Origin of the sequence: Mesorhizobium sp. WSM4983, assembly GCF_029625765.1 — a bacterium.
Taxonomy (GTDB): domain Bacteria; phylum Pseudomonadota; class Alphaproteobacteria; order Rhizobiales; family Rhizobiaceae; genus Mesorhizobium.
Window position 1 is genome coordinate 269,683 of the sequence record NZ_JARTVM010000006.1, and the last position, 21,694, is coordinate 291,376.

The window sequence follows — 21,694 nt, forward strand, 5'->3', positions numbered from 1 at the left end:
CCTAACGGGGAGCGACTAGGATAGAGATGGGACTGGCAGGCACCGCAGACAAGGAGCGTGGCGCCGCCGGATATCTGCGGCTCATGGCAAGGACTGTTTTCCTGCTGGTGATCCTGCTTGGCGCGACCGCCGCCTCGCGGGCCGACGGGTTGCTTGGCGCCACCGGCTACAAGATGGCCGGCGACGCGACCAAGATGCGCATCGTCGTGACCTTCGACCGAGAACCGGACGTGAAGTGGTTTCTGCTGCGCGGTCCCAGCCGCCTTGTCGTCGACCTGCCGCGCACGCGATTCGCCCTCAACGCCAAGGACGTGAAGCCGCGCGGGCTGGTGCGCGCCGTTCGCTACGGCGATCAGGGCAAAGGCTCTCGGCTGATCCTCACCGGCAAGGGACCGTTTGCCGTCGACAAGCTCGAGGTGCTGAAGAATGACGATGGCAGCGGCTATCGCGTCGCCATCGACATGTCGGCCGCATCCGAAAGAGAATTCGACGAGGCTTTGGCCAACCAATCGCTGACGACCGGCTCGACCGTTTCTACCGACAAGGGCGGCCGTGTCGGCACAGGGCCGATTTCGGCGCCTGGGCACCGCTTCACAGTGGTCATCGATCCGGGTCATGGCGGCGTCGACGGCGGCGCGGAGAGCGCCGGCGGCACGGTCGAGAAGAACGTCACGCTCGCCTTTGCGACCGAACTACGTGACAAGCTGGCCGCGGTCGGCAGCTATGATGTCTATATGACACGGGACAGTGACGTGTACCTGCCGCTCGACGAGCGCGTGCGCATCGCCCGCCAGCACGAAGCTGATCTCTTGATCTCCATCCATGCCGATACGATCGCCGTCAGAGGTCTCCGCGGCGCCACGGTCTACACGCTCTCGGACAAGGCTTCCGATCCCGAGGCTCAGGCGCTCGCCGATCGTGAAAACCTCTCCGACCAGTTCGCCGGCCTAAAGATCGAGGACGACAATAAGGAGGTCACCGACATCCTGATCGACCTGATCCGCCGCGAGACCCACGGATTTTCGATGAGCTTTGCGCACACGCTGGTCGGCCAGTTGTCGACCAGCGTCGGTCTGATCAACAATCCGCAGCGCTCGGCCGGCTTCAAGGTGCTGAAGGCGCCCGACGTGCCCTCGGTTCTGGTCGAGCTTGGTTACCTCTCCAACAGCAAGGACGAGGCGCAATTGCTCAGCGCCGACTGGCGCGGCAAGGCGGCTCAGAGCATAACCAATGCCGTTGCCCTGTTTGCCGCAGCGAAAGCGGGAGCCAGGGCCGGGGGCTGACGGGACCCACCTGCCCACAACCTTGAGCCGTCCTACAACCGCAAGCAGCGTTGCGCTACGACAACACGTGGCGTTATTATTTGGCGGACTGAGTTCCTGAAACTTCGTGCTGCCGTATTTTGTCCACATGGTCGCGACAATGGGTTTCCATTGCGGATTGGGACCGCCCCTGAAGCTTGCGCGACTGTCGGCTTCGTTTAGGAAATCCCGGACCTCGGACTGGAGCGGGCATGATTCGTCTCATCGGCTATTTCTTCGGCATCGGCACGACGCTGGCGCTGCTGGTCGCTGCGGGCCTTGCCATCTACATCGGCCATCTGACGAAGGATCTGCCCGACTACGAGGTTCTGGCCAAATATGAGCCGCCGGTGACGACGCGCATCCATGCCTCGGATGGCTCGCTGATGGCCGAATATGCTCGCGAGCGGCGCCTTTATCTGCCGATCCAGGCGATCCCGGACCGCGTCAAGGCTGCCTTCATGTCGGCCGAGGACAAGAACTTCTATAACCATCCCGGCATCGACATCACCGGCCTCGGCCGCGCCATCATCGTCAATCTGCAGAACTTCGGCTCGGGCAGGCGTCAGGTCGGCGCCTCGACGATCACGCAGCAGGTTGCAAAGAACTTCCTGCTGACCTCCGACCAGACCTATGAGCGCAAGATCAAGGAGATGATCCTGGCCTTCCGCATCGAGCAGGCCTATTCGAAGGACCGCATCCTCGAGCTCTATCTCAACGAGATCTTCTTCGGCTTCGGCGCCTATGGCGTTGCCGGCGCCGCGCTGACCTATTTCGACAAGTCGGTCAACGAACTCACCGTCGCTGAAGCCGCTTACCTTGCTTCGCTGCCCAAGGGCCCCAACAACTATCATCCCTTCAAGCATGCCGACCGGGCGATCGAGCGCCGCAATTGGGTCATCGACCAGATGGTCGAGAACGGCTACGTCACGCGCGAGGAGGGCGACAAGGCCAAGGCCGAGCCGCTCGGCGTGAAGCCGCGCCGTAACGGCTCCTACTTGTTCGCGGGCGAGTATTTCACCGAGGAGGTGCGTCGCCAGATCATCGCCCGCTACGGCGAGAATGCGCTCTATGAGGGCGGCCTGTCGGTGCGCACCACGCTCGATCCGAAAATCCAGCTCATCGCCCGCAAGGCGATGCAGAACGGATTGCTGAAATACGACACGCTGCGCGGCTACCGCGGACCGGTGACCCATATCGACGTTTCCGGCGACTGGGGCGTGCCGCTCGGCGCGGTCAAGGGGCTGGAGGACGTGCCGGAGTGGACGCTCGCCGTCGTGCTCGACAGTTCGGCCGATGGGCTGACGATCGGCATGCAGCCGGCGCGTCAGGTCTCCGGCGACCTCGTCAAGGACCGCGTCGAGGGCACCGTCAGCAAGGACGACATGGGCTTTGCCATGCGCCATTTCGTCAACGGCAAGTCCGTCAGGGCGAAATCTCCGGCGGAAGTGCTTGAACCCGGCGACGTCATCTTCGTGCAGAAGAACGAGGGCTCCGACAACGCCTATAGCCTGCGCCAGGTGCCCGAGGTCGAAGGCGGCCTGGTTGCCATGGATCCGCATACCGGGCGTGTGTTGGCCATGGTCGGCGGCTTCTCCTACGCGCAGTCGGAGTTCAACCGCGCTACCCAGGCGATGCGCCAGCCGGGCTCCTCGTTCAAGCCGATCGTCTATTCGGCGGCGCTCGACAACGGCTACACGCCGGCTTCCGTGATCATGGACGGGCCGATCACCATCCAGAGCGGCAACACGACCTGGACGCCGAAGAACTATGACGGCACGGCCGCCGGCCCGGCCACCTTGCGCTCGGGCATCGAGAAGTCGCGCAACCTGATGACGGTGCGGCTGGCCAACGACATGGGCATGAAGCTGGTCGTCGAATATGCCGAGCGTTTCGGCGTTTACGATCATCTTGCGCCCTATCTGCCGATGGCTCTGGGCTCCGGCGAGACGACGGTCATGCGCATGGTGTCGGCCTATTCGATCATGGCCAATGGCGGCAAGTCGATCAAACCGTCGCTGATCGACCGCATCCAGGATCGCTACGGCAAGACCGTGTTCAAGCAGGACGAACGCGGCTGCGAGGGCTGCAACGCCGCCGAATGGAAGAACCAACCCGAGCCGGAACTGGTCGACAATTCCGAGCAGGTGCTCGATCCGATGACCGCCTACCAGATCACCTCCATGATGGAGGGCGTGGTGCAGCGCGGCACCGGCGCCACCATCGCCGAGCTCGGCCGCCATATCGCCGGCAAGACCGGAACCACCAATGACGAGAAGGACGCCTGGTTCATCGGCTTCACGCCGAACCTCGTCGTCGGCCTCTATATGGGCTACGATACGCCGCGCGGCCTGGGCAAGGGGGCCACGGGTGGTGGCCTCGCCGCGCCGATCTTCAAGGACTTCATGCGCGTCGCGCTCGACGGCACGCCCAATGTCGACTTCCAGGTTCCGGAAGGCATGAAGCTGATCGCCATCAACCGCAAGACCGGCATGCGCGCGGCCGAAGGCGACCCCAACACCATCATCGAGGCGTTCAAGCCCGGCACCGGCCCGGCCGACAGCTATTGGGTCATCGGCATGGGCGCGGACGGCTCCAATGGTGCCGGCGGCGCGCTGTCGCCGCAGGCCAATCAGGCCATCCAGGACGGTGGCGGCGGCCTTTACTGACTTCCCCAGGTTTCGAATGGGCCGGCAGCTTAACGCCGGCCCATTTCGCTTTACAGGCGGCGGTGCCGTGCCTATGTATCGCGCCGATTCCGAAAAGAACGACAAGAACAGGACAGAACGAAGAGCCATGCGCGCGGAAACGCAGAACATTGTCGACGAGATCAGGCAGGCGATAACCCTGCTGAGGAGGCATCTTTGACTGGGATCCGGCCCTCAAGCGGCTTGAATATCTGAACTCGCGCGCGGAGGATTCCAGCCTCTGGAACGACCCTGCGGAAGCGCAGAAGCTAATGCGGGAGCGCCAGAGCCTCGATGAGGGGATCGCGGCGGTCAAAGGCCTGACCCAGGCGCTCGAGGACAATATCGGCCTGATCGAACTCGGCGAGGAAGAGGGCGACGAGGGCGTCGTCGCCGAAGCCGAAGCGGCGCTGCGTTCGATGCAGGGCGAGGCCAAGGCCCGTCAGGTGGAGACCCTGTTGTCGGGCGAGGCGGACGCCAACGACACCTATCTTGAAATCCATGCCGGCGCCGGCGGCACCGAGAGCCAGGACTGGGCCTCGATGCTCTTGCGCATGTACACGCGCTGGGCCGAGCGGCGCCGCTTCAAAGTCGAGGTGCTGGAAGTCCATGAAGGCGAAGAGGCCGGCATCAAGTCGGCCACCGTGCTTATCAAGGGGCACAACGCCTATGGCTGGTTGAAGACAGAATCTGGCGTTCACCGCCTGGTGCGCATCTCGCCCTACGACAGCAATGCGCGCCGCCACACCTCCTTCGCCAGCGTCTGGGTCTATCCCGTCATCGACGACACGATCGAGATCAACGTTTCGGAATCCGACGTGCGCATCGACACCTACCGTTCATCCGGGTCGGGCGGGCAGCACGTCAACACCACCGACTCGGCGGTCCGCATCACCCATCTCGCGACCGGCATCGCAGTTGCTTGCCAAGCCGAACGCTCGCAGCACAAGAACCGGGCCAAGGCCTGGGAGATGCTGCGCTCGCGGCTCTACGAGGAAGAGCTGAAAAAGCGCGAGGCCGTGGCGAACGCCACCGAGGCGTCGAAGAGCGATATCGGCTGGGGCCACCAGATCCGTTCTTACGTCCTCCAACCCTATCAGCTGGTGAAGGATCTGCGCACCGGCGTCGAAAACACCAGCCCGTCAAGCGTGCTCGACGGCGATCTCGACGAATTCATGGAGGCCTCGCTGTCGCATCGCATCGAGGGCGGTGCAGGTGAGGCGATGGCGGACCTCGACTAGGTATTCCGAAAACTTTCCGCCGGGTGGCGGCTGGCAGGGGGTGAGACCTTGGCAAATCCGGAAAAGGCAGGTGCTCGTACGCTTGCCGGGCAATGCTTCTGCAGCCTCGTCCGCTACGAGGTGACCGATGAATTCGCCTACGCGGTGAATTGCCATTGCTCGAACTGCCGCCGTACTACAGGGTCGGCTTTCAAGCCCATTGCCGGCATCGCGCGCGACAAGTTTCATCTCACCGCGGGCGACGACAGGCTGCTGATCTATGGCGATGCCGGCGGCCACGATGCGCATTGCGGGCAGTGCGGCTCCTTGCTCTACTCCTTGGTGCGGGAGGGTGCCTACGTCCATGTTGCCATGGGGACCCTGACAGGCGATCCGAGCATTCGCCCAAGTGCACATATCTTCGTCGGTTCCAAGGCGCCATGGTTCACGATTACGGACGACCTGCCGCAATATCGTGAACATGTCACCGGCTGACGGTCGGAACTTCCGTCGGCAGAATTTCGTTCTTAGGCACCCCTGGTCGCAGGCTTGTCGTAGTTATTGTTAACCAAGTCGGCGCACCCTTTTCTGCGGCCGCTGCTGAACCCCGGTGCGATTCCGAGGGCACGCCCAGTTCTTGCGCCGGCCAAGGAATCAGCCCAGCATTCGGGCTGGGTATAGAAGCATGTATGGCCGGACGCGGCATATCTGCGACTGACGATCCGGCCACTGGGAAGACACGTTCCGGGAACGGGCAAGCGACAAAACGCTTGATGCTCGAAAGGAACGCTTCGATGTCTGCTGCCAAGTCAAGATCGGCCCGAGCCGTTCGCCCGGCCGGCCGGCTCCTGTTGTCCCTGTTCGCCACCTTCGGGACCATGATGCTGACCGCTACTGCCGTCGCGCACGACGCCAAACCTACGGCGGTGCTTCCGCAAGCCTGGAGCTATCCCTTTGCCTGCTGCGCCAACTACGACTGCAAGGAGGTGCCACAGACATCGATCGGCGAGCGGCCGGAAGGCTATGTGATAAAAGGCACGGGCGAGGTGGTCGCCTACAGCGACAAGCGGGTCAAGGATTCGCCTGATGGCGAATATCACTGGTGCGCGCACCAGGCCGGATTGGACGCCGGCAAGACCATCTGCCTGTTCGTGCCGCCGCCCTCTTACTAGGATTGCCGCGGCCAGGCAGTGCCGAAAGCAATGTGAGCCTCTCGACCGGGCGCTACCGCGCCTGTTGACGGACGGTTGTCAGGACGACTTCTTTATGTTGCCTTGCTGCCACAGAAGTTCCGCGGCGTCTTCCGCACGGAACTGTGCGGGGCAGGCGGACAAGGGAGAGATCCATGATGATCAAGGGAAGCTGCCACTGCAAGGCCACGACTTTCGAAGTCTCCGAGGCGCCGCAGACGGTGACGCAATGCACCTGCTCATTCTGCTCCAAGCGCGGGTCGCTCTGGGCCTATTACGTCCCGTCGCAATTCAAGCTCACCAGCCCACCTAAGAACGTCTCCTTCTACCGCTGGGGCTCGAAAACCATAAAGCATGGTTTCTGCTCGACCTGCGGCTGCGGCACCTTCACCGAAACGCCGGACTGGTCGACGGGCCAGCCCGACTTCGACAACCCGAGGATCAGCGTCAACTCTCGCCTGTTCGACGACTTCGACCTGGACAGGGTCGAAGTGGTGGTGATCGACGGCAAGAACCTCTGGTAGCTTTGCCGTTCCGCTTTTTGCCGCAATTCATGGTACAACGCGTGCGGAAGGGCTGATTTGGCGCGGCTGCAACGGCCGCGATTTGGAGAGGGACAATCTTATGAAGAAGACCGTGCTCGTCGCCGTGGCGACGGCTGTGCTCGTGAGCGCCTGCACCACCACCGATCCGTATACCGGCGACCAGAAGATCTCCAACACCGCGGCCGGCGCCGGCCTCGGCGCGTTGGCGGGTGCCAGCCTTGGTCTGCTGGCCGGCGGCAACGACCGCCGCAACGCGCTAATCGGTGCGGGCATCGGCGCCCTTGCCGGCGGCGCGATCGGCGCGACGATGGACCAGAACGAGGCCGAGCTTCGCCGTCAGCTGCAGGGCACCGGCGTCAGCGTCACCCGCAGCGGCGACCAGATCATTCTCAACATGCCGTCCGACATCACCTTCAACGTCGACCAGGACGCGGTGAAGCCGGGCTTCTATCCGGTGCTGAACTCGGTGGCGCTGGTGCTGAACAAGTTCCGCCAGACGACCGTCGACGTCTTCGGCCACACCGACTCGACCGGCGGCGACGAGCACAATTTCGACCTGTCGCAGCGCCGTGCGCTGGCCGTCGCCAACTACCTGTCGGGCCAGGGCGTCGATTCCCGCCGCTTCGCCGTCACCGGCTTCGGCAAGACACGTCCGGTTGCTTCCAACGCGACGGCTGCCGGTCGCGCCCAGAACCGTCGCGTCGAGATCCAGCTGTCGCCGCTGACCTGATAGAAGCTGCTGCCAGGAGAACTACTCTACTATGCAAAACGGCCCCGCGAGGGCCGTTTTGTTTGACCTCGAGATGGGAAAAGCCGTCGGGGCCTCAGCTAGTTCTAATTGATGCCTTTCCATCGCCTTGGAAAGGACTAGCATCGACGCTGTCCAGCGGGGACGAGGCGGTACAACCGGCCGCGCAATCAGCATTTTTCCGCCTCGGTCTTGCACGGCCAGTTCAAGAATCTGGGAGGAATGCATGACAAGAACGACTCGCCTTGGGCGCTGCGGCGTCCTCGTTTTAACTGGCCTCTTGGGCGCATGGGTTGGAGCCGCCACGGCCCGGGCCGAAGACGCCAACAAGGCCGACATCGAAGCTCTGAAAAAATCGCTGGCCAAATATGAGGACTACACGGCCGCCGTTCGCGACCTCTATCTGTCGACCGTCGGCTGCGTCTATTACTCGGGCGAGAAGATTCCGGGCACGATGGAATATCCGAAGGGCGCCATGGGCATCCATTTCGTCAACGTTCCGAGCGTCGGCCAGAAGCTCGACCCGATGAAGCCCAACGTGCTCATTTACGAACCGACCAAGGAAGGCTTGAAATTGGTCGGCGTAGAATGGCTGGTGCCCTTGACCCCGGATGTCAAGGAACCACCGAGCCTATTTGGCCAGAAATTCATGGGTCCGATGGAGGGGCATTATCCGCTCATCCCGAAGGAGTTCGTCCATTACGATCTTCACGCCTGGCTGTTCAGGGACAATCCGAACGGCATGTTCAGCCCGACGAACCCGAAGGTGAAATGCAGCAACGCCGAGTTTCCGATGCTGGAGAAGCCGACCAAGATGATGCCCGGGCCGATGTAGGCAGCAGCAGGACAATCCCGGCAAAGCGCTTGTATCCTTCAAGCGAAGCGGCAGTAGAGGAACGGCCCCATTCGGGGCCGCCTCGTTGTTGCCGACGCGGTATTGAGGTCAGACCTTCGCGACGATGCGCATGAACGCGGGCACGTCATCGCCGAAGCCGACGGTCGCGTCGTCCTCTTCATGGCGGTGGCGGCCAGGGCGGCTGTGGTCGCGCTGAGGACGGGAAGCCCCGCGCTGCTCGTTGCGGTTGTCGAAACCCTTGCGGTCGTTCTCGGAACGGATCGCATCCTTGCGGGCGCGGCGCTCGGCAATGTCGGCAATCTCGGCCACCGGCTGCTCTTCGCGTGGTGTCTCCGGCGTCTCGTCGTCGCTGTGCCTGGCGTGGCGGTCCGCGCTTTTCTTGCGCTCGCCACGGCTCTTGCGGTCCTCGTCCTTGCGACCGGCGCGCCGCGGCCACGGCGAGGCGCTTCTTCGTCTTCGCTCTCGGCGACCGTTGACAGGTCGCCGTCATGCCATTCGATCTTGGTGCCAATCAGCTTTTCGATGGCGTCGACATATTTGGTGTCGGAGCGCGTCGCGATGGTGAAGGATTTTCCGGAGCGGCCGGCCCGGCCGGTGCGCCCGATACGGTGGACATAATCCTCTGCATGGATCGGCACGTCGTAGTTGAAGACGTGGCTGACGTCTGGAATATCGAGGCCGCGGGCGGCGACGTCCGAGGCGACGAGGTAACGCAGCTTGCCATCGCGGAAATTGGCAAGCATCTGCATGCGGGCGCGCTGATCCATGTCGCCATGCAGCGCGCCGGCGTCGAAATCATGCTTCAGCAGCGAGCGGAAAAGCTCCGACACTTCGACCTTGCGGTTGCAGAAGATGATGGCGTTCTTCAGATCGGACTCTTCGGCCCGCATGAGATTGCGAAGCGTCTCGCGCTTGTCCCACGGCTTGGAGCCTGACTTCACCAGGCGCTGCGTGATGCTGGTCGCGGTGGAAGCGGCTCTGGATACCTCGACGCGCACCGGCGCATGCAGGAACTTTTCGGTGAGCTTGGTGATTTCCGGCGGCATGGTCGCCGAGAAGAACAGCGTCTGGCGCGTGAACGGGATCATCTCGCAGATGCGCTCGATATCCGGGATGAAGCCCATATCGAGCATGCGGTCGGCTTCGTCGATGACGAGGATCTCCACGCCGTTGAGCAAGAGCTTGCCGCGCTCGCGGTGGTCGAGCAGCCGGCCGGGCGTGGCGATCAGCACATCGGCGCCGCGCTCCAGCTTCTTGTCCTGCTCCTCGAAGGAGACGCCGCCGATCAGCAGCGCGATGTTGAGCTTGTGGTTCTTGCCGTATTTGACGAAGTTTTCCTCGACTTGGGCGGCGAGCTCGCGTGTCGGCTCGAGGATCAGCGTGCGCGGCATGCGGGCACGCGCGCGGCCCTTTTCCAGCCGGGTCAGCATCGGCAGCACGAAGGAAGCGGTCTTGCCGGTGCCTGTCTGGGCAATGCCCAACACATCCTTGCCAAGCAGCGCATGCGGAATGGCGCCGGACTGGATCGGGGTAGGCTTGGTGTAGCCGGCATCGGTGACTGCGGAGAGGACCTTCGGCGACAGGCCGAGGTCTGTGAACGTCAACGCTTCTTGAGCGGTCTGAGTGTCTGCGGACAAGTTGTGGCTGTCTTTGGCTGGTTCGGGAAAAATCGCAACACGCGTTGCGGCGGGCGCCGCGCGCCTGCAAGATCGGGTTGCAGTTAGGCGCAAGTCCGCGATTTGTCAACAGAAACGGCCGGGAATCCGGCGGATTGTGAACACGTAACCTTAATTGCGATGCTTAATCGGGGTTATTGTCTTCTACCGGCTCAATAGCGGAATTGCTCGGCAAGAATACGCTCGTTCCATGAATGATTGGGATCGAACAGCAACGTCGCCGTCGCGGTCGGCGATTCCCGCACCGTGACAGAGGCGATCGCTTTGACCTCGGTGTGGTCGGCGGCTGCGTTCACCGGGCGCTTTTCCGACTCCAATATGTCGAAGCGCACGATCGCTCTGTTGGAGAGCAGCGCGCCGCGCCAGCGCCGAGGCCGGAAGGGGCTCACCGGCGTTAGCGCCAAAAGCGGCGCGTCGAGCGGTAGGATCGGCCCGTGCGCCGACAGATTGTAGGCTGTCGAACCAGCGGGTGTCGCGATCATGACGCCGTCGCAGTTCAATTCCTCCAGCCGCACCTGCTCGTCGACGGTGATGCGTATTTTCGCCGTCTGATAGGACTGGCGCCAAAGCGCCACTTCGTTGATCGCCAGCGCCGAGATCGTTTCGCCCTCGTGAGTCACCGCCTGCATCTCCAGCGGGCGGATCGTCTCGGATACCGCTTTCGAAATGCGTTCATCGAGACCGCCGGCGCGATATTCGTTCATCAGGAAGCCGATGGTGCCACGGTTCATCCCGTAGACCTTCTTGCCCGTGCTCATCGTGTCGCGCAGCGTCTGCAGCAGGAAGCCGTCACCGCCGAGCGCGATGATGATCTCCGCCTCGGCGACAGGTATTTGCCCATAACGCGCCGACAAGGTTTCCAGCGCCGCGCGGGCGTCGTCGGTGTCGGAAGAGACGAAGGCGAAACGGCTGGTTTCTTTGCTCATGGATCCCGAACGGCGACCGCTACCGCCTGCCGGTCGCGCAGGCGACGGCGTAGCATGCGCCGACCGCATCTGCAAAGGGCGGTGCGCCCCGCCATGCGGATACGCGTTGGCGCTCGCGCTTCGTGACAGCCATGCAACGAATGTGATGGCTGCAATGGTTAAGACCAGGCTTAAACACTCGTAAAGCCGGATCGATCATGTTAGCCGGCAGTGGATGGGTTGGCGGGGGCTGGCCAGTCGAGAGACCTATCTATTGCCAGTGACGCGTCTGATCATAGTCTTCCTGATGATGGGAAGTTTCGCCCTCATGTTCGCCGAGCTTGTGCGCCACTCGGAGGAGATGAGCCAGCGGCCGCATCCGACGGCCTCCCGCTGCGGCGACGCCGCCGGGATGCCTTGTCCGCAAAGGGCGCTTTGAAGCGCTAGCGGTTCTGCAGCAGGTGACAGCCCGCCTGCCGCTTCTGCGCAAGATACTCGTCGATCAACTGGCGGTAGCGCACCTTGCCGAAGCTCGGGAAATGGCCGCCATGCACGACCGAGACGTCGAGGTCGCGCATGGCAAGCAGCGTCTCGACATAGTCGCCGATATCGGAGTGGTAGACGTCGTCGATCAGCGGCCCGTCATAGACGATGTCGCCGGACAAGAGGATGCGGGTCTTTCGCTCGTAGAGCGCGATGCCGCCGGGTGAGTGGCCAGGCGTGTGGATGACCTCGAAGGCACGATCGCCGAGATCGACGACGTCGCCATGCTCAAGCAGCCGGTTGGCCGGCGCAGGCGGGATGCGGTAGCTGGCCGCATCCCATCCGTCGGGCATGCCGTCGAACATATCGTCAGTCGCGTAGCGGTCGGCGACCGTCCATTCGTTGCGCGGATCGGCGAGGATCTGGGCTTCAGCGGAATGCACGCAGCGATCCGGAAATTCGTGGTGGCAGCCGATGTGGTCAAAATGCGTGTGGCTGGCGACGCAGACAAGCTTGCGTTCGGTGACCAGCGGCACATGGCGCCGCAGGCTGACATGGCCGAGGCCGGTATCGAACAAAAGATCGCGGTCGCGGCCGCGCACATGCCAGATGTTGCAGCGGAAGAACGGCTTTATCCATGGCTCATGGATGAGCGTGACGTCGTCGCCCATGCGGATGCTCTCGTACCAGTCCGGAGCCTCGATGACCGGAAGCATGCTCATGGATCAGTCCGCCAGCAGGATGATGTCTTTAGCGTCGCATGAAACCGCGACCGTGTCGCCGGCTTGGACGGTCGCGGGAGCTGGTGCCTTGGCGATGAACTGCAATGCAGGATCCTGCGCCGAGGTGGCGAGCACCCGCTTGAAGCTCCCTTGGAAGACGACGTCGCTGACCCTCGCGGTGCCGAGCGCAACGTCGCCTTTCGCTCCCGCAAGGATGAGGTGCTCAGGCCGGATGGCAAGCGCCACAGCCGCGCCAGCCGGCGCCGTGCCGGGCAGCGAGATCGGCCCGAGCCTGGTCGCCACTGCGAAGCGTCCATCCTGTGTTTCGCCGGCTTTGCCGGCAAGAATGGTGCTTTCGCCCATGAAGGTCGCCGAGAAGCGAGTCTTCGGCCGCGCATAGACTCGCTCGGGCGGTCCTTCGTCCTCGATGCGCCCGTCATTCATCACCACGCAATGGTCAGCCAGGGCCATCGCTTCTTCCTGGTCGTGCGTGACATGGACGAATGCGGTGCCGACCCGCTTCTGGATCGCTTTCAACTCGTCCTGCATCTGCCGGCGCAGCTTAAGATCCAGCGCGCCGAGCGGCTCGTCGAGCAACAGCACCGCCGGCTCGATGACCAGCGCGCGCGCCAGCGCCACGCGCTGGCGCTGGCCACCGGAGAGCTGGTGCGGCCTCTTGTCGAAGGAGTCTGCAAGCCCGACGAGGGCGAGCGCTTCGCGCGCCTTTGCCATCCGCGTCGCGCGATCGACGCCCTGCATGCGCAGCCCGAAGCCGACATTCTTACCGACGCTCATATGCGGGAACAGCGCGTAGTCCTGGAAGACGGTCGTCGTCGGGCGCTTGGCCGGCGGCACGGCGGTGCAATCCGCGCCGCGAATGAACACCTTGCCTTCGCTGGGGGTGACGAAGCCGCCAAGGATCGAAAGCAGCGTCGTCTTGCCGGAGCCGGACGGGCCGAGGAGGATCGTGTAGCTGCCGGGCTCGATCGCGAGCGAGACGTTCTTCAAAACGGGAAGGAGGCCGAAACGATGCGAGACGTTGCGGATGTCGACCAATGGGGCGCTCATGCCGGCTTTCTCCGCAGCAGGGTCAATTCGAACAGCACCACGAGCACAATCGAGACCGCAAAGACCAGCGAGCCGACGGCATTGGTCTTGGGGTTGAGGCCGGAGCGCAAGAGGTTCCAGATCTCGACCGGGAGCGTCGTCTCGAAACGGGTGAGCAGGAAGGAGATGACGAACTCGTCCCAGGAAAAGGTCATCGACAGGAAGAAGCCGGCGAAGATCGCCGGCGCCATGACCGGCACCGTGATCATCAGCAGCACCTTCCATTCGGGAGCGCCGAGGTCGCGCGCGGCGCGCTCGATGTTGATCTGGTGGTCGCCCATCTGGCTGTAGATGATGGCGAAGCAGAGCGGCAGGTTGATCACCACATGACCGATGCCGGCGGCGATGAGCGATTTCGGCACGCCGGCCCAGTTGAACAGCACCAGCAGCCCCATGCCGATGATCAGATAGCTGACGGTGAGCGGCAGCGTGATCAACCCGCGCAGCAGGGCCGAGCCCGGCAGCACGAAGCGCGCGAAACCCCAGGCGGAAAGGAAGCCGAGCGTGACGGATGCGAGCGAGGACAGCACCGCCACCAGCAGCGAATTGACCAGCGCGGAGGTGAGGCGTGCATCGGACAGCACCGCCTGGTACCAGCGCAGCGACGGGCCGGTGAAAGGCGGGATCGGGAAAGAGGTCGCCTGCAGCGAGAACAGTATCAGCACGACCACCGGCAGGAAGATGAAGCCGTAGACGGCGATCGCGTAGAGCCAGGCGGCGAGGCGGACGGCAGCACGCATGGTCAAGCCCGCTCGATCTTCAGCCAGCGGGCGCAGGCGAGATAGGCGACGGTGACGACGGCCATCAGGATGATCGAAAGCGCCGAGGCCAGCGGAAAATCGCCGCGCCGGCCGATCTGCATCATGACCAGCTGCGGCATGACCAGCTCGTTGTTGCCGCCGAGGATCTGCGGCGTGATGTAGTCGCCGATGCAGAGTACGAAGGTGAGGAAAGCCCCGACCATGATACCGGGCAGGGTCAGCGGCAGCACGACATGCAGGAAGGTCCGCACCGGCCCGGCACCGAGGTCGGCGGCCGCCTTGCGATAGCTCGGGCTAAGTTGTTTCAGATTGGCGAATATGGTGAGCGTCAGCAGCATGACGAAGAAGTGGACGAAGCCGGTGACGGTAGCGAACCGAGTGTTCGCAAGCTGCAGCGGCTCTGCGACCAAGCCGACGCCGGTGAGCGCCCGATTGATGACGCCGTTCTGCGCCAGCACGAGCAGCCAGGAATAGGAGCGCACGACGTAAGACGTCCAGAACGGCAGCACGGCGAGCATCAGTGCCAATCGCTGCCAGCGCTCCGGCACTTGCTCGGCGAGGATCCAGGCGAATGGATAGGCGAGCACGATCGAAATCACGGTGACGATTGCGGTCACCTCCAACGAGTTCACCATCGCCCGCCAGTAGGATGGATCGGTGAAGAACTGGCTGTAATTGGCCAAAGTGAAGCCGCCGCCTTCATGCGCCGTCAGGCTCGACAATCCCATGGCGACGAAGGGCAGCACGAAGAACAGAAGCGTCCACGCCAGCGCCGGCGTGACCAGCGCCCAGGGCAGGGCACGCAGGTTGCTTCCGGCAACGCTCATCGGCCGATTACTGCGCCTGCAGCATTTCGGTCCACATGTCCTGCATCTTCTTGTCGAGATCGGCGTTCGGCGCCGGATAGGCCTGGGCGCGGGCGAGGAAGCCGGGCTGCTCGTCGAAGCGCAGGATCTTCTTCTGCTCGTCGGTGAGCGCTGCCTTCTTGTTGGACGGCATGCCCCAGTAGCAGGAGGAGGTGGCAAGGCGCGCCTGGCCTTCCGGGCTCAGAATGTACTGAATGAATTTTAGCGCCATGTCCTTGTTCTTGGAATCCTTGAACATGGCGAGCGACTGCGACCACAGCACCGCGCCTTCCTTGGGGATCGAGAAGTCGAGCGCCGGGTTTTCCTTGGCGAGCCCCGCCGTCACCCACTCGCCGCCGCCGACAAGGACGTCCACTTCGCCGGTCGCAAGCGCGGTCTGGCTGGCGGTGACTTCGCCGACCAGCTTGGCGTTGGCCTTCATCTTGAGCAGCTCGGCCTTGAGAGCGGGCAGGTCTGCCTCGGTGAGGTCGGCCGTCTTCTTGCCGATCGCCAGAGCCGCCATGCCGATGACCGGCAGGTAATAGTCGTAGATCGCGATCTTGCCCTTGTATTTGTCGCTGGTCAGCGAAGCCAGCGACTGCATGTCGGCCGGATCGACCTTGGTCTTGTTGAAGCCGATCGTGTTGTAGCCGAACTTTTCGGTGATGCCATAGCGCTTGCCGTCGACCACGGTGGACTTGTCCATCTTCACTTCCGGAAAGAGGTCGGCGAAAGGCAGCTTGTTCTCCGGCAGCGGCTCGAACAGGCCTTTCTCGACACCGCGCGGCACGTCGATGGAATCGATCACCATCACGTCCCAATCGCCCGGCTGCGATTGATCGACGATCGCAAGTCCTGCGCCTGTGCCCTCGAATTCCTTGACGTTGACCTTGACGTTGTTGGCCTCCTCGAAGGGCTGCAGCAGCGCCGGATCGGAGTGGTCGCACCAGATCAGCGCGTTGAGATCGGCGGCCTGAGCGCCGCCCGCGGCGAGCAGCGCCACAGCAGCGCAGGCGGCTCCGAGACGGGACTTGAGGGTGGAAAGCGGATTCCGGACATTGACGGTCATCGAGTGTTCTCCCTGCCTTGCTGGCTTGTTGAGGAAAAGTTGAACCAATTCTAAAATTGAGTCAATTATGATTTTATGGCAGAAAGGCCGATATGAGCGGATTGCGCGCACGCCAGAAGGCGGACAGGCACCGCCGCATCATCGATGCGGCGACGGAGCTTTTTCGTGAGGCCGGCTACGAAGGCGCCAAGATCGAGGCCATCGCTGCGCAAGCCGAAGTCTCGATCGGCACGATCTACAATTACTACCAGAATAAGGGTGACATCCTCGGCGCCATCGTCGCTATGGAGGTCAACGAGGTGCTGAATGCCGGGCAAGGCGTGGTCGGCAGCCCGCCGGCCGATGTCGGCGACGCGCTCGACAGGCTGATCGGCATCTATATCGAGCACTCGCTCAATTACCTGAGCAAGGAGATGTGGCGGCAGGCGATGGCAATCTCGACCCAATTGCCCGACAGCCCTTTCGGCCAGGCCTATACCGCGCTCGACCGCGCCTTGACCGAACAGATCCGGGCGCTGATCGCCCGCCTGCAGGAGATCGGCCTGGTGCGGTCAGACATCGATGGCCCGGCGGTGGGCGAGCTGATCTTCAACAACATGAACATGATGTTCATCGAGTTCGTGAAGCGCGACGAGGCGAAAATCCCGGAGCTGCGCGCGGCGATAAAGCGGCAGAACCGGATCTTGGTGGCTGCGATCGGCGTATAGAAGATCAAGAGCGAGCGGGTAGAGGGCTTTCAGCAAAGCGCTGCGGCCGAACTACTCAGTGACGGTTGATCAGCCACAGAATGGTCGAGAGAACGACACTGATCAGAATTCCCGTGGTGATGGGAAAGTAGAGCCTGAAATTCTCGCGCTCGATCACGATATCACCGGGCAACCTGCCGAGGCCGATCCTGGTCACCCATGGCCACAGCAGGCCAGCGGCAACTATGCTGAGGCCAATGACGATCAGAGTTCGCGACATGACGGCATGCTCGAAAATAGCGCCTTGGCAGAATATAGTGAGCTGGGGCCTTGCAGGCAGGCTTTCTCTCGATGTTGCCGTGGCCTGCCATCCGAAGCTCGCAGAGCGAAGGATGGTGCCCCCGGCAGGGATCGAACCCGCGACCTTCGGTTTACAAAACCGCTGCTCTACCAGCTGAGCTACAAGGGCACGGCGCTCCGGTAGCACATTTCGTGCGCCAGTAAAGACAAAACTCCGTTTTGGGTTGCTAATGGACCGCTTGGCTTAGTCGGCATGCTGAAAAGCGGCGCGCCGCTTCCTACATCTCTGTCGGGTGCAATCGCGTCGAATGGGGTGTCGCATGATCAGATTCGTCATCATCCTGCCGCTCATCGTCGTGACCTGGCTTCTCCTGATGAAGGCCGTCAGCGATCTGAAGAAGGCCAACATCGACTGGACGGGCGTCACCACGATCATCGGCTTCATCGTGCTGGCCTTCTGGCTGCGGCACGTGACGGGAATGGGGTGAAGGGGAGTGAATGGTTAATGGTGAAAGGCGGCGTTTTCTCGACCATTCACTCATTCACCCATCCATCGAACCTTTTGCCGCCGCTCCGCCACAACTGATCACCAGAGGCGAATGGTCGCCTCGATCAGAGATAGGAGCAGTCCCGAAAGATTTGAGCCGCTTCCGGGCACTCAAAAAAATCAGAAAAAAACTTCGAACCTTTTCCGCGCTGCAACGACAGATGATCAAGAGGCGGATGGATCGCCTCGGTCAGGAACCAAGGAGATCATCATGTTCAAGCGCACGCTCGTTTCGACCCTTATCGCCACCTCTGTCGCCGCCGGCACGCTGGCCGGCACCGTCCAGCCTTCGGCCGCTCACGACCATCATCACCGCCGCGAGCTCGGCATCGGCATCGCCGCCGGCGTTGGCGGCTTCGTCCTGGGCAACCTGCTCGCTCAGCAGCCGCGGACGGTCTATGTCGAGGATGGCTACCACGGTTCCTGGCATGTTCGCCGCTGCATGGCCCGCTATGCCAGCTACGATCCGGGCTCGAACACCTACATCGGCTACGACGGCTATCCGCATTACTGCCGCCTCTGAGAGCAATTCCAAGAAAAACGCATAGCGGTTTTCCGTCCGGAATTGCGTAAAACAGAGGAGAGCCACCGTCCGGAAAGGGGGCTTCGCGGCCCCTTTTTCGTTTGGTGCTACGAAGTCTTGGCCTCGATCGCCAATCCCGCGCTGCGGCAAGCGCCGGCAACGGCAAGCCCGGCATTAGACGTTTCACCGCTCATCGCGACAAGTTCGAAGCTGTTTCCGGCATCCGGGTTGACCTTGGCAATGAAGGCTTTGCCGTCGCTGGAGCCGCCGGCCGAGCGCTTGTCGTCGACAAAGCCGCAAACCACGATCTCATGGCGGCCGTTCAACGTCCGCTCACCGGCAAGCATCGTCCCGAACTTCGCCGAGACTGGATCCTTCAAGTGCTGGCGGACGCCGGCGGTAATGATCTCCTCGAGGGCAAGCGAGATCGGTATGGAATCGACGCGCTGCCCGTTCGAGTCCGGCACCGGTGTCGTGGCAGCGCATCCGCAAAGTGAAGCGGCGAGCAATAGTTGAACCGTTTTCCGCATCCACGCCCTTTCGCATGCATTCGAACGCCTCGGCAAGACGGCAGGGCCCATGCAGCCGAGGGTGTACAGCGATACGTTTAGTCCGGCCGTCCCGAGATGGTGGCCAAGAGCGCGCTGCCCGGCGCATGACGCCGGGGTCATGCGCAAACAAACACTGTCGCAGTCAGTAGGCTTTCACGCCGCCGATCATCTTCGTCACCTCGGCCGCGGCCTCGCGCACCAGCGGACCGATCTCGGCCAGGCGCTCCGGCGTCACCCGCACCGTCGGGCCGGACACGGAAACGCCGCCGATCGGCTCGCCGAACTCGTTGAAGATGGCAGCGGCGACGCAGCGCATGCCGGGATGGCGTTCCTCGTCGTCGACCGACCAGCCGCGATGCTTGATGGTCGCCAGATCATGAGCCAGCGCCGAGATGTCGGAGAGCGTCTTGTCGGTGAAGCGCTGCAGGCCGGCCTTGCGCAGGATGGCGGCGACCCGCTCCGGCTCGAGATGCGCCAGCACCGCCTTGCCGATGCCCGACGCATGGAAGGAACTGCGCGTGCCCGGCCGGAAGAAGGCCCGGATCGCCTGATGCGTCTCGACCTGACTGACGAAAACCACGCAATCGTCTTCGGCGACGCCCAGATTGGCGGTCTCGCCGGTCTTTTCCATCAGTTCCTGCATCACGATGCGGGCGCGGTCGACCAGCTTGCGGCGGCGCAGGAAGGCGGCGCCCATGCGATAGGTCTCGACGCCGATCGACCAGAGCTGGTCGGTCGAGTCGAACTCGACCATGCCGTGGTTCTCCAGCGTCGTCAGCATGCGGTAGGCCGTTGAGGCGGCGATGCCGCTGCGCGCCGCGATCTCGCTCAAGGACAAGCCGCTGGCGTCCGCGACGATCGCCAGGATGCGCAGCGCGCGGTCGAGCGACTGCACTGAAGCCGCTTCCTGCGGGCCGTTGAAGGCACGCGGCCGGCCGCGTTGGCGTTTTTCCGTGGTTTCCATGCACGCATTCTCCGCAATTTCGCGCGGAGCACAATGAAAAAGTTTTTCACTGGCCCCCGTGGCGATTTTCTGGAAAAGGAAAAGATCAGTGAATTCAGCAAGGTACAACAGTTTTCTAGAAATGAAAAAATATTCTGAAAAAATTGAAAAATCGAGAACGCGCTGGCATTCTAAAGCCAACCAACCAAGTGGAGGCTGAACATGGCCAGGATGCGCGCTGTCGACGCGGCGGTTCTCGTTCTAGAAAAGGAAGGCATCACCAATGCCTTCGGCGTGCCGGGCGCGGCGATCAACCCGCTCTATTCGGCGCTGAAGGCGCGCGGCACCATCCGCCACGTTCTCGCGCGCCATGTCGAGGGCGCCTCGCACATGGCTGAAGGTTTTACCCGCGCCAAGGCCGGCAATATCGGGCTCTGCATCGGCACCTCAGGTCCGGCCGGCACCGATATGATCACCGGGCTCTATTCCGCCTCGGCGGATTCCATTCCCATCCTCTGCATTACCGGGCAGGCGCCGCGCGCTCGCCTCAACAAGGAGGATTTCCAGGCCGTCGACATCGCTTCGATCGCAGTACCCGTCGCCAAATGGGCCGTCACCGTCATGGAACCCTATCTGGTGCCGATGGCGCTGCAGAAGGCGTTCCACCTGATGCGCTCCTCGCGACCGGGCCCGGTGCTGATCGACCTGCCTCTCGATGTGCAGCTTGCCGAGATCGAATTCGACATCGAGGCCTATGAGCCGCTGGTTCCCTTCAGGCCGGCAATGACGCGCGCCCAGGCCGAAAAGGGTTTGGCAATGCTCAACCAGGCGCAAAAGCCGCTGATCGTCGCCGGCGGCGGCATCATCAACGCCGATGCTTCCGATTTGCTGACCGAGTTCGCCGAAGTCACCGGCGTGCCGGTCATTCCGACGTTGATGGGCTGGGGCGCGATCCCCGACGATCACCGGCTGATGGCCGGCATGTGCGGCCTGCAGACCTCGCACCGTTACGGCAACGCGACAATGCTTGAAGCCGACTTCGTCTTTGGCATCGGCAACCGCTGGGCCAATCGCCACACCGGGTCGGTCGACGTCTACACCAAGGGCAAGAAATTCATCCATGTCGACATCGAGCCCACTCAGATCGGCCGCGTCTTCGCGCCGGATCTCGGCATCGTCTCGGATGCGGGCGCGGCGCTGAAGATGCTGCTCGACGTCGCCACCGAGTGGCGTACGGCCGGCAAGCTGCGCGACTGGTCGGGCTGGGCGAAGGAATGCCAGCAGCGCAAGAAAACCATGAAGCGCAAGACGCATTTCGAGCAGGTGCCGCTGAAGCCGCAGCGCGTCTATGAGGAGATGAACAAGGCTTTTGCCCGCGACACCACCTATGTCACCACGATCGGCCTGTCGCAGATCGCCGGCGCGCAATTCCTGCATGTCTACAAGCCGCGCAACTGGATCAACTGCGGCCAGGCCGGCCCGCTCGGCTGGACGCTGCCGGCCGCGCTCGGCGTGCGCGCCGCGGATCCCGATCGCGCCATCGTCGCGCTCTCCGGCGACTACGACTTCCAGTTCATGATCGAGGAGCTGGCGGTCGGCGCGCAGCACAACCTGCCTTACATCCACGTCGTCGTGAACAACGCCTATCTCGGGCTGATCCGCCAGGCGCAGCGCGGCTTCTCGATGGACTACGAGGTGAGCCTCGCCTTCGAGAACGTCAACCGGGCAAACGATCCCGAGGCCGGCTACGGCGTCGACCATGTCGCGGTCGCCGAGGCGATGGGCTGCAAGGCGGTTCGCGTGCGCAAGCCGGAAGAGTTCGCCGGCGCCTTCAAAGAGGCTGAGCGGCTGATGAAGGACCACCAGGTCCCGGTCGTTCTCGAATTCATCCTTGAACGTGTCACCAACATTTCCATGGGCACCGAAATCGACAAGATCACCGAATTCGAGGAGCTTGCCGAAAGCCACGAGGATGCGCCGACGGCGATCGTGATGCTCGATTGAGGTCCGGCGGAAAGAAGGAGCAAAA

Annotated in this window: 21 protein-coding genes, 1 tRNA gene and 1 pseudogene; 12 read left to right on the forward strand and 11 right to left on the reverse strand. The window is 62.8% G+C overall.

Annotated features, from left to right (window positions below; translation table 11 throughout):
* Positions 1–83: 83 nt before the first annotated feature.
* The 8 genes from P9254_RS19040 to P9254_RS19075 all read left to right on the forward strand — a co-directional run bounded on the left by P9254_RS19040 (position 84) and on the right by P9254_RS19075 (position 8,526).
* Positions 84–1,283 (forward strand): N-acetylmuramoyl-L-alanine amidase, encoded by a 1,200-nt coding sequence (locus tag P9254_RS19040; protein ID WP_442920331.1) that lies wholly within the window; start codon positions 84–86, stop codon positions 1,281–1,283.
* A gap of 230 nt (positions 1,284–1,513) precedes the next feature.
* The gene (locus P9254_RS19045) at positions 1,514–3,970 is read left to right on the forward strand and encodes a penicillin-binding protein 1A (RefSeq protein WP_095801312.1); all 2,457 of its coding nucleotides are present in this window, start codon (positions 1,514–1,516) and stop codon (positions 3,968–3,970) included.
* A 127-nt stretch (positions 3,971–4,097) separates the two neighbouring features.
* Positions 4,098–5,229, forward strand: a protein-coding gene (gene prfB / locus P9254_RS19050; protein ID WP_127240096.1) for a peptide chain release factor 2 whose coding sequence is annotated in 2 segments (ribosomal slippage) — positions 4,098–4,163 and positions 4,165–5,229 — 1,131 coding nt in all. Because the reading frame shifts where the segments join, the coding sequence is not laid out codon by codon here.
* Between the two features lie 48 nt (positions 5,230–5,277).
* On the forward strand, positions 5,278–5,703 hold the full coding sequence (locus tag P9254_RS19055) for a GFA family protein (RefSeq protein ID WP_095824706.1): 426 nt from the start codon (positions 5,278–5,280) through the stop codon (positions 5,701–5,703).
* Positions 5,704–6,002: 299 nt separating this feature from the next.
* Positions 6,003–6,380 carry a hypothetical protein gene (locus P9254_RS19060; RefSeq protein ID WP_095801362.1) on the forward strand — a complete coding sequence of 126 codons (378 nt, stop codon included), beginning with the start codon at positions 6,003–6,005 and terminating at the stop codon, positions 6,378–6,380.
* 173 nt (positions 6,381–6,553) lie between these two features.
* A complete protein-coding gene (locus tag P9254_RS19065; RefSeq protein WP_095801315.1) occupies positions 6,554–6,922 on the forward strand; it encodes a GFA family protein in 369 nt (122 codons plus the stop codon).
* Between the two features lie 100 nt (positions 6,923–7,022).
* Complete coding sequence (locus tag P9254_RS19070) at positions 7,023–7,673, forward strand: OmpA family protein (protein WP_095783284.1); 651 nt, start codon at positions 7,023–7,025, stop codon at positions 7,671–7,673.
* A gap of 244 nt (positions 7,674–7,917) precedes the next feature.
* Positions 7,918–8,526: a hypothetical protein gene (locus P9254_RS19075; RefSeq protein WP_095801316.1), complete on the forward strand. Its 609-nt coding sequence runs from the start codon at positions 7,918–7,920 to the stop codon at positions 8,524–8,526.
* A gap of 108 nt (positions 8,527–8,634) precedes the next feature.
* Here P9254_RS19075 and P9254_RS19080 read toward each other — a convergent pair.
* The 7 genes and pseudogenes from P9254_RS19080 to P9254_RS19110 all read right to left on the reverse strand — a co-directional run bounded on the left by P9254_RS19080 (position 8,635) and on the right by P9254_RS19110 (position 16,115).
* Positions 8,635–10,184 (reverse strand): annotated as a pseudogene (locus tag P9254_RS19080) (DEAD/DEAH box helicase).
* 191 nt (positions 10,185–10,375) lie between these two features.
* The gene (locus P9254_RS19085; RefSeq protein WP_095801318.1) at positions 10,376–11,149 is read right to left on the reverse strand and encodes an NAD kinase; all 774 of its coding nucleotides are present in this window, start codon (positions 11,147–11,149) and stop codon (positions 10,376–10,378) included.
* A 422-nt stretch (positions 11,150–11,571) separates the two neighbouring features.
* Complete coding sequence (locus P9254_RS19090; protein ID WP_278055927.1) at positions 11,572–12,333, reverse strand: MBL fold metallo-hydrolase; 762 nt, start codon at positions 12,331–12,333, stop codon at positions 11,572–11,574.
* A 3-nt stretch (positions 12,334–12,336) separates the two neighbouring features.
* Complete coding sequence (locus P9254_RS19095) at positions 12,337–13,401, reverse strand: ABC transporter ATP-binding protein (protein ID WP_095801320.1); 1,065 nt, start codon at positions 13,399–13,401, stop codon at positions 12,337–12,339.
* On the reverse strand, positions 13,398–14,180 hold the full coding sequence (locus P9254_RS19100) for an ABC transporter permease (protein WP_095783289.1): 783 nt from the start codon (positions 14,178–14,180) through the stop codon (positions 13,398–13,400). Before P9254_RS19100 ends, P9254_RS19095 begins: the two co-directional genes overlap by 4 nt.
* Before the next feature lie 2 nt (positions 14,181–14,182).
* On the reverse strand, positions 14,183–15,028 hold the full coding sequence (locus tag P9254_RS19105) for an ABC transporter permease (RefSeq protein WP_095801321.1): 846 nt from the start codon (positions 15,026–15,028) through the stop codon (positions 14,183–14,185).
* Between the two features lie 7 nt (positions 15,029–15,035).
* A complete protein-coding gene (locus tag P9254_RS19110) occupies positions 15,036–16,115 on the reverse strand; it encodes a polyamine ABC transporter substrate-binding protein (protein WP_278055923.1) in 1,080 nt (359 codons plus the stop codon).
* A gap of 92 nt (positions 16,116–16,207) precedes the next feature.
* Between P9254_RS19110 and P9254_RS19115 the strand changes: the two genes are divergently transcribed.
* Positions 16,208–16,822, forward strand: a complete 615-nt coding sequence (locus tag P9254_RS19115; RefSeq protein ID WP_095801323.1) for a TetR/AcrR family transcriptional regulator — start codon at positions 16,208–16,210, stop codon at positions 16,820–16,822.
* A 55-nt stretch (positions 16,823–16,877) separates the two neighbouring features.
* Here P9254_RS19115 and P9254_RS19120 read toward each other — a convergent pair whose 3' ends face one another.
* Both P9254_RS19120 and P9254_RS19125 read right to left on the reverse strand, forming a co-directional pair.
* Entirely contained in the window at positions 16,878–17,081 is a 204-nt protein-coding gene (locus P9254_RS19120; protein ID WP_095828506.1) for a DUF2905 domain-containing protein, read from the reverse strand.
* A gap of 113 nt (positions 17,082–17,194) precedes the next feature.
* Positions 17,195–17,270, reverse strand: a tRNA-Thr gene (locus tag P9254_RS19125).
* A gap of 151 nt (positions 17,271–17,421) precedes the next feature.
* On the opposite strand from P9254_RS19125, the gene P9254_RS19130 reads away from it, so the two are divergent.
* Both P9254_RS19130 and P9254_RS19135 read left to right on the forward strand, forming a co-directional pair.
* Entirely contained in the window at positions 17,422–17,589 is a 168-nt protein-coding gene (locus P9254_RS19130) for a hypothetical protein (RefSeq protein WP_082953745.1), read from the forward strand.
* A 270-nt stretch (positions 17,590–17,859) separates the two neighbouring features.
* Positions 17,860–18,171 carry a BA14K family protein gene (locus tag P9254_RS19135; RefSeq protein ID WP_066989901.1) on the forward strand — a complete coding sequence of 104 codons (312 nt, stop codon included), beginning with the start codon at positions 17,860–17,862 and terminating at the stop codon, positions 18,169–18,171.
* Between the two features lie 107 nt (positions 18,172–18,278).
* On the opposite strand, the gene P9254_RS19140 is transcribed toward P9254_RS19135, so the two are convergent.
* On the reverse strand, positions 18,279–18,638 hold the full coding sequence (locus P9254_RS19140) for a hypothetical protein (protein WP_245433076.1): 360 nt from the start codon (positions 18,636–18,638) through the stop codon (positions 18,279–18,281).
* 226 nt (positions 18,639–18,864) lie between these two features.
* Positions 18,865–19,686: an HTH-type transcriptional regulator BhcR gene (bhcR, locus tag P9254_RS19145; protein ID WP_067321643.1), complete on the reverse strand. Its 822-nt coding sequence runs from the start codon at positions 19,684–19,686 to the stop codon at positions 18,865–18,867.
* A gap of 201 nt (positions 19,687–19,887) precedes the next feature.
* Here bhcR and gcl point away from each other — a divergent pair, with 201 nt between their 5' ends.
* Positions 19,888–21,669 carry a glyoxylate carboligase gene (gcl, locus tag P9254_RS19150; RefSeq protein ID WP_278055922.1) on the forward strand — a complete coding sequence of 594 codons (1,782 nt, stop codon included), beginning with the start codon at positions 19,888–19,890 and terminating at the stop codon, positions 21,667–21,669.
* The last annotated feature ends 25 nt before the right edge of the window (positions 21,670–21,694 follow it).

What these genes read in the sequence shown, in the direction of transcription:
- P9254_RS19115 (WP_095801323.1), top strand. Translation starts at nt 16,208, where the DNA reads ATGAGCGGATTGCGCGCACGCCAGAAGGCGGACAGGCACCGCCGCATC.
- P9254_RS19120 (WP_095828506.1), bottom strand. Translation starts at nt 17,081, where the DNA reads ATGTCGCGAACTCTGATCGTCATTGGCCTCAGCATAGTTGCCGCTGGC.
- P9254_RS19110 (WP_278055923.1), bottom strand. Translation starts at nt 16,115, where the DNA reads ATGACCGTCAATGTCCGGAATCCGCTTTCCACCCTCAAGTCCCGTCTC.
- bhcR (WP_067321643.1), bottom strand. Translation starts at nt 19,686, where the DNA reads ATGGAAACCACGGAAAAACGCCAACGCGGCCGGCCGCGTGCCTTCAAC.
- P9254_RS19040 (WP_442920331.1), top strand. Translation starts at nt 84, where the DNA reads ATGGCAAGGACTGTTTTCCTGCTGGTGATCCTGCTTGGCGCGACCGCC.
- gcl (WP_278055922.1), top strand. Translation starts at nt 19,888, where the DNA reads ATGGCCAGGATGCGCGCTGTCGACGCGGCGGTTCTCGTTCTAGAAAAG.
- P9254_RS19065 (WP_095801315.1), top strand. Translation starts at nt 6,554, where the DNA reads ATGATGATCAAGGGAAGCTGCCACTGCAAGGCCACGACTTTCGAAGTC.
- P9254_RS19100 (WP_095783289.1), bottom strand. Translation starts at nt 14,180, where the DNA reads ATGCGTGCTGCCGTCCGCCTCGCCGCCTGGCTCTACGCGATCGCCGTC.
- P9254_RS19070 (WP_095783284.1), top strand. Translation starts at nt 7,023, where the DNA reads ATGAAGAAGACCGTGCTCGTCGCCGTGGCGACGGCTGTGCTCGTGAGC.
- P9254_RS19135 (WP_066989901.1), top strand. Translation starts at nt 17,860, where the DNA reads ATGTTCAAGCGCACGCTCGTTTCGACCCTTATCGCCACCTCTGTCGCC.
- P9254_RS19095 (WP_095801320.1), bottom strand. Translation starts at nt 13,401, where the DNA reads ATGAGCGCCCCATTGGTCGACATCCGCAACGTCTCGCATCGTTTCGGC.
- P9254_RS19130 (WP_082953745.1), top strand. Translation starts at nt 17,422, where the DNA reads ATGATCAGATTCGTCATCATCCTGCCGCTCATCGTCGTGACCTGGCTT.
- P9254_RS19105 (WP_095801321.1), bottom strand. Translation starts at nt 15,028, where the DNA reads ATGAGCGTTGCCGGAAGCAACCTGCGTGCCCTGCCCTGGGCGCTGGTC.
- P9254_RS19085 (WP_095801318.1), bottom strand. Translation starts at nt 11,149, where the DNA reads ATGAGCAAAGAAACCAGCCGTTTCGCCTTCGTCTCTTCCGACACCGAC.
- P9254_RS19090 (WP_278055927.1), bottom strand. Translation starts at nt 12,333, where the DNA reads ATGAGCATGCTTCCGGTCATCGAGGCTCCGGACTGGTACGAGAGCATC.
- P9254_RS19060 (WP_095801362.1), top strand. Translation starts at nt 6,003, where the DNA reads ATGTCTGCTGCCAAGTCAAGATCGGCCCGAGCCGTTCGCCCGGCCGGC.
- P9254_RS19075 (WP_095801316.1), top strand. Translation starts at nt 7,918, where the DNA reads ATGACAAGAACGACTCGCCTTGGGCGCTGCGGCGTCCTCGTTTTAACT.
- P9254_RS19045 (WP_095801312.1), top strand. Translation starts at nt 1,514, where the DNA reads ATGATTCGTCTCATCGGCTATTTCTTCGGCATCGGCACGACGCTGGCG.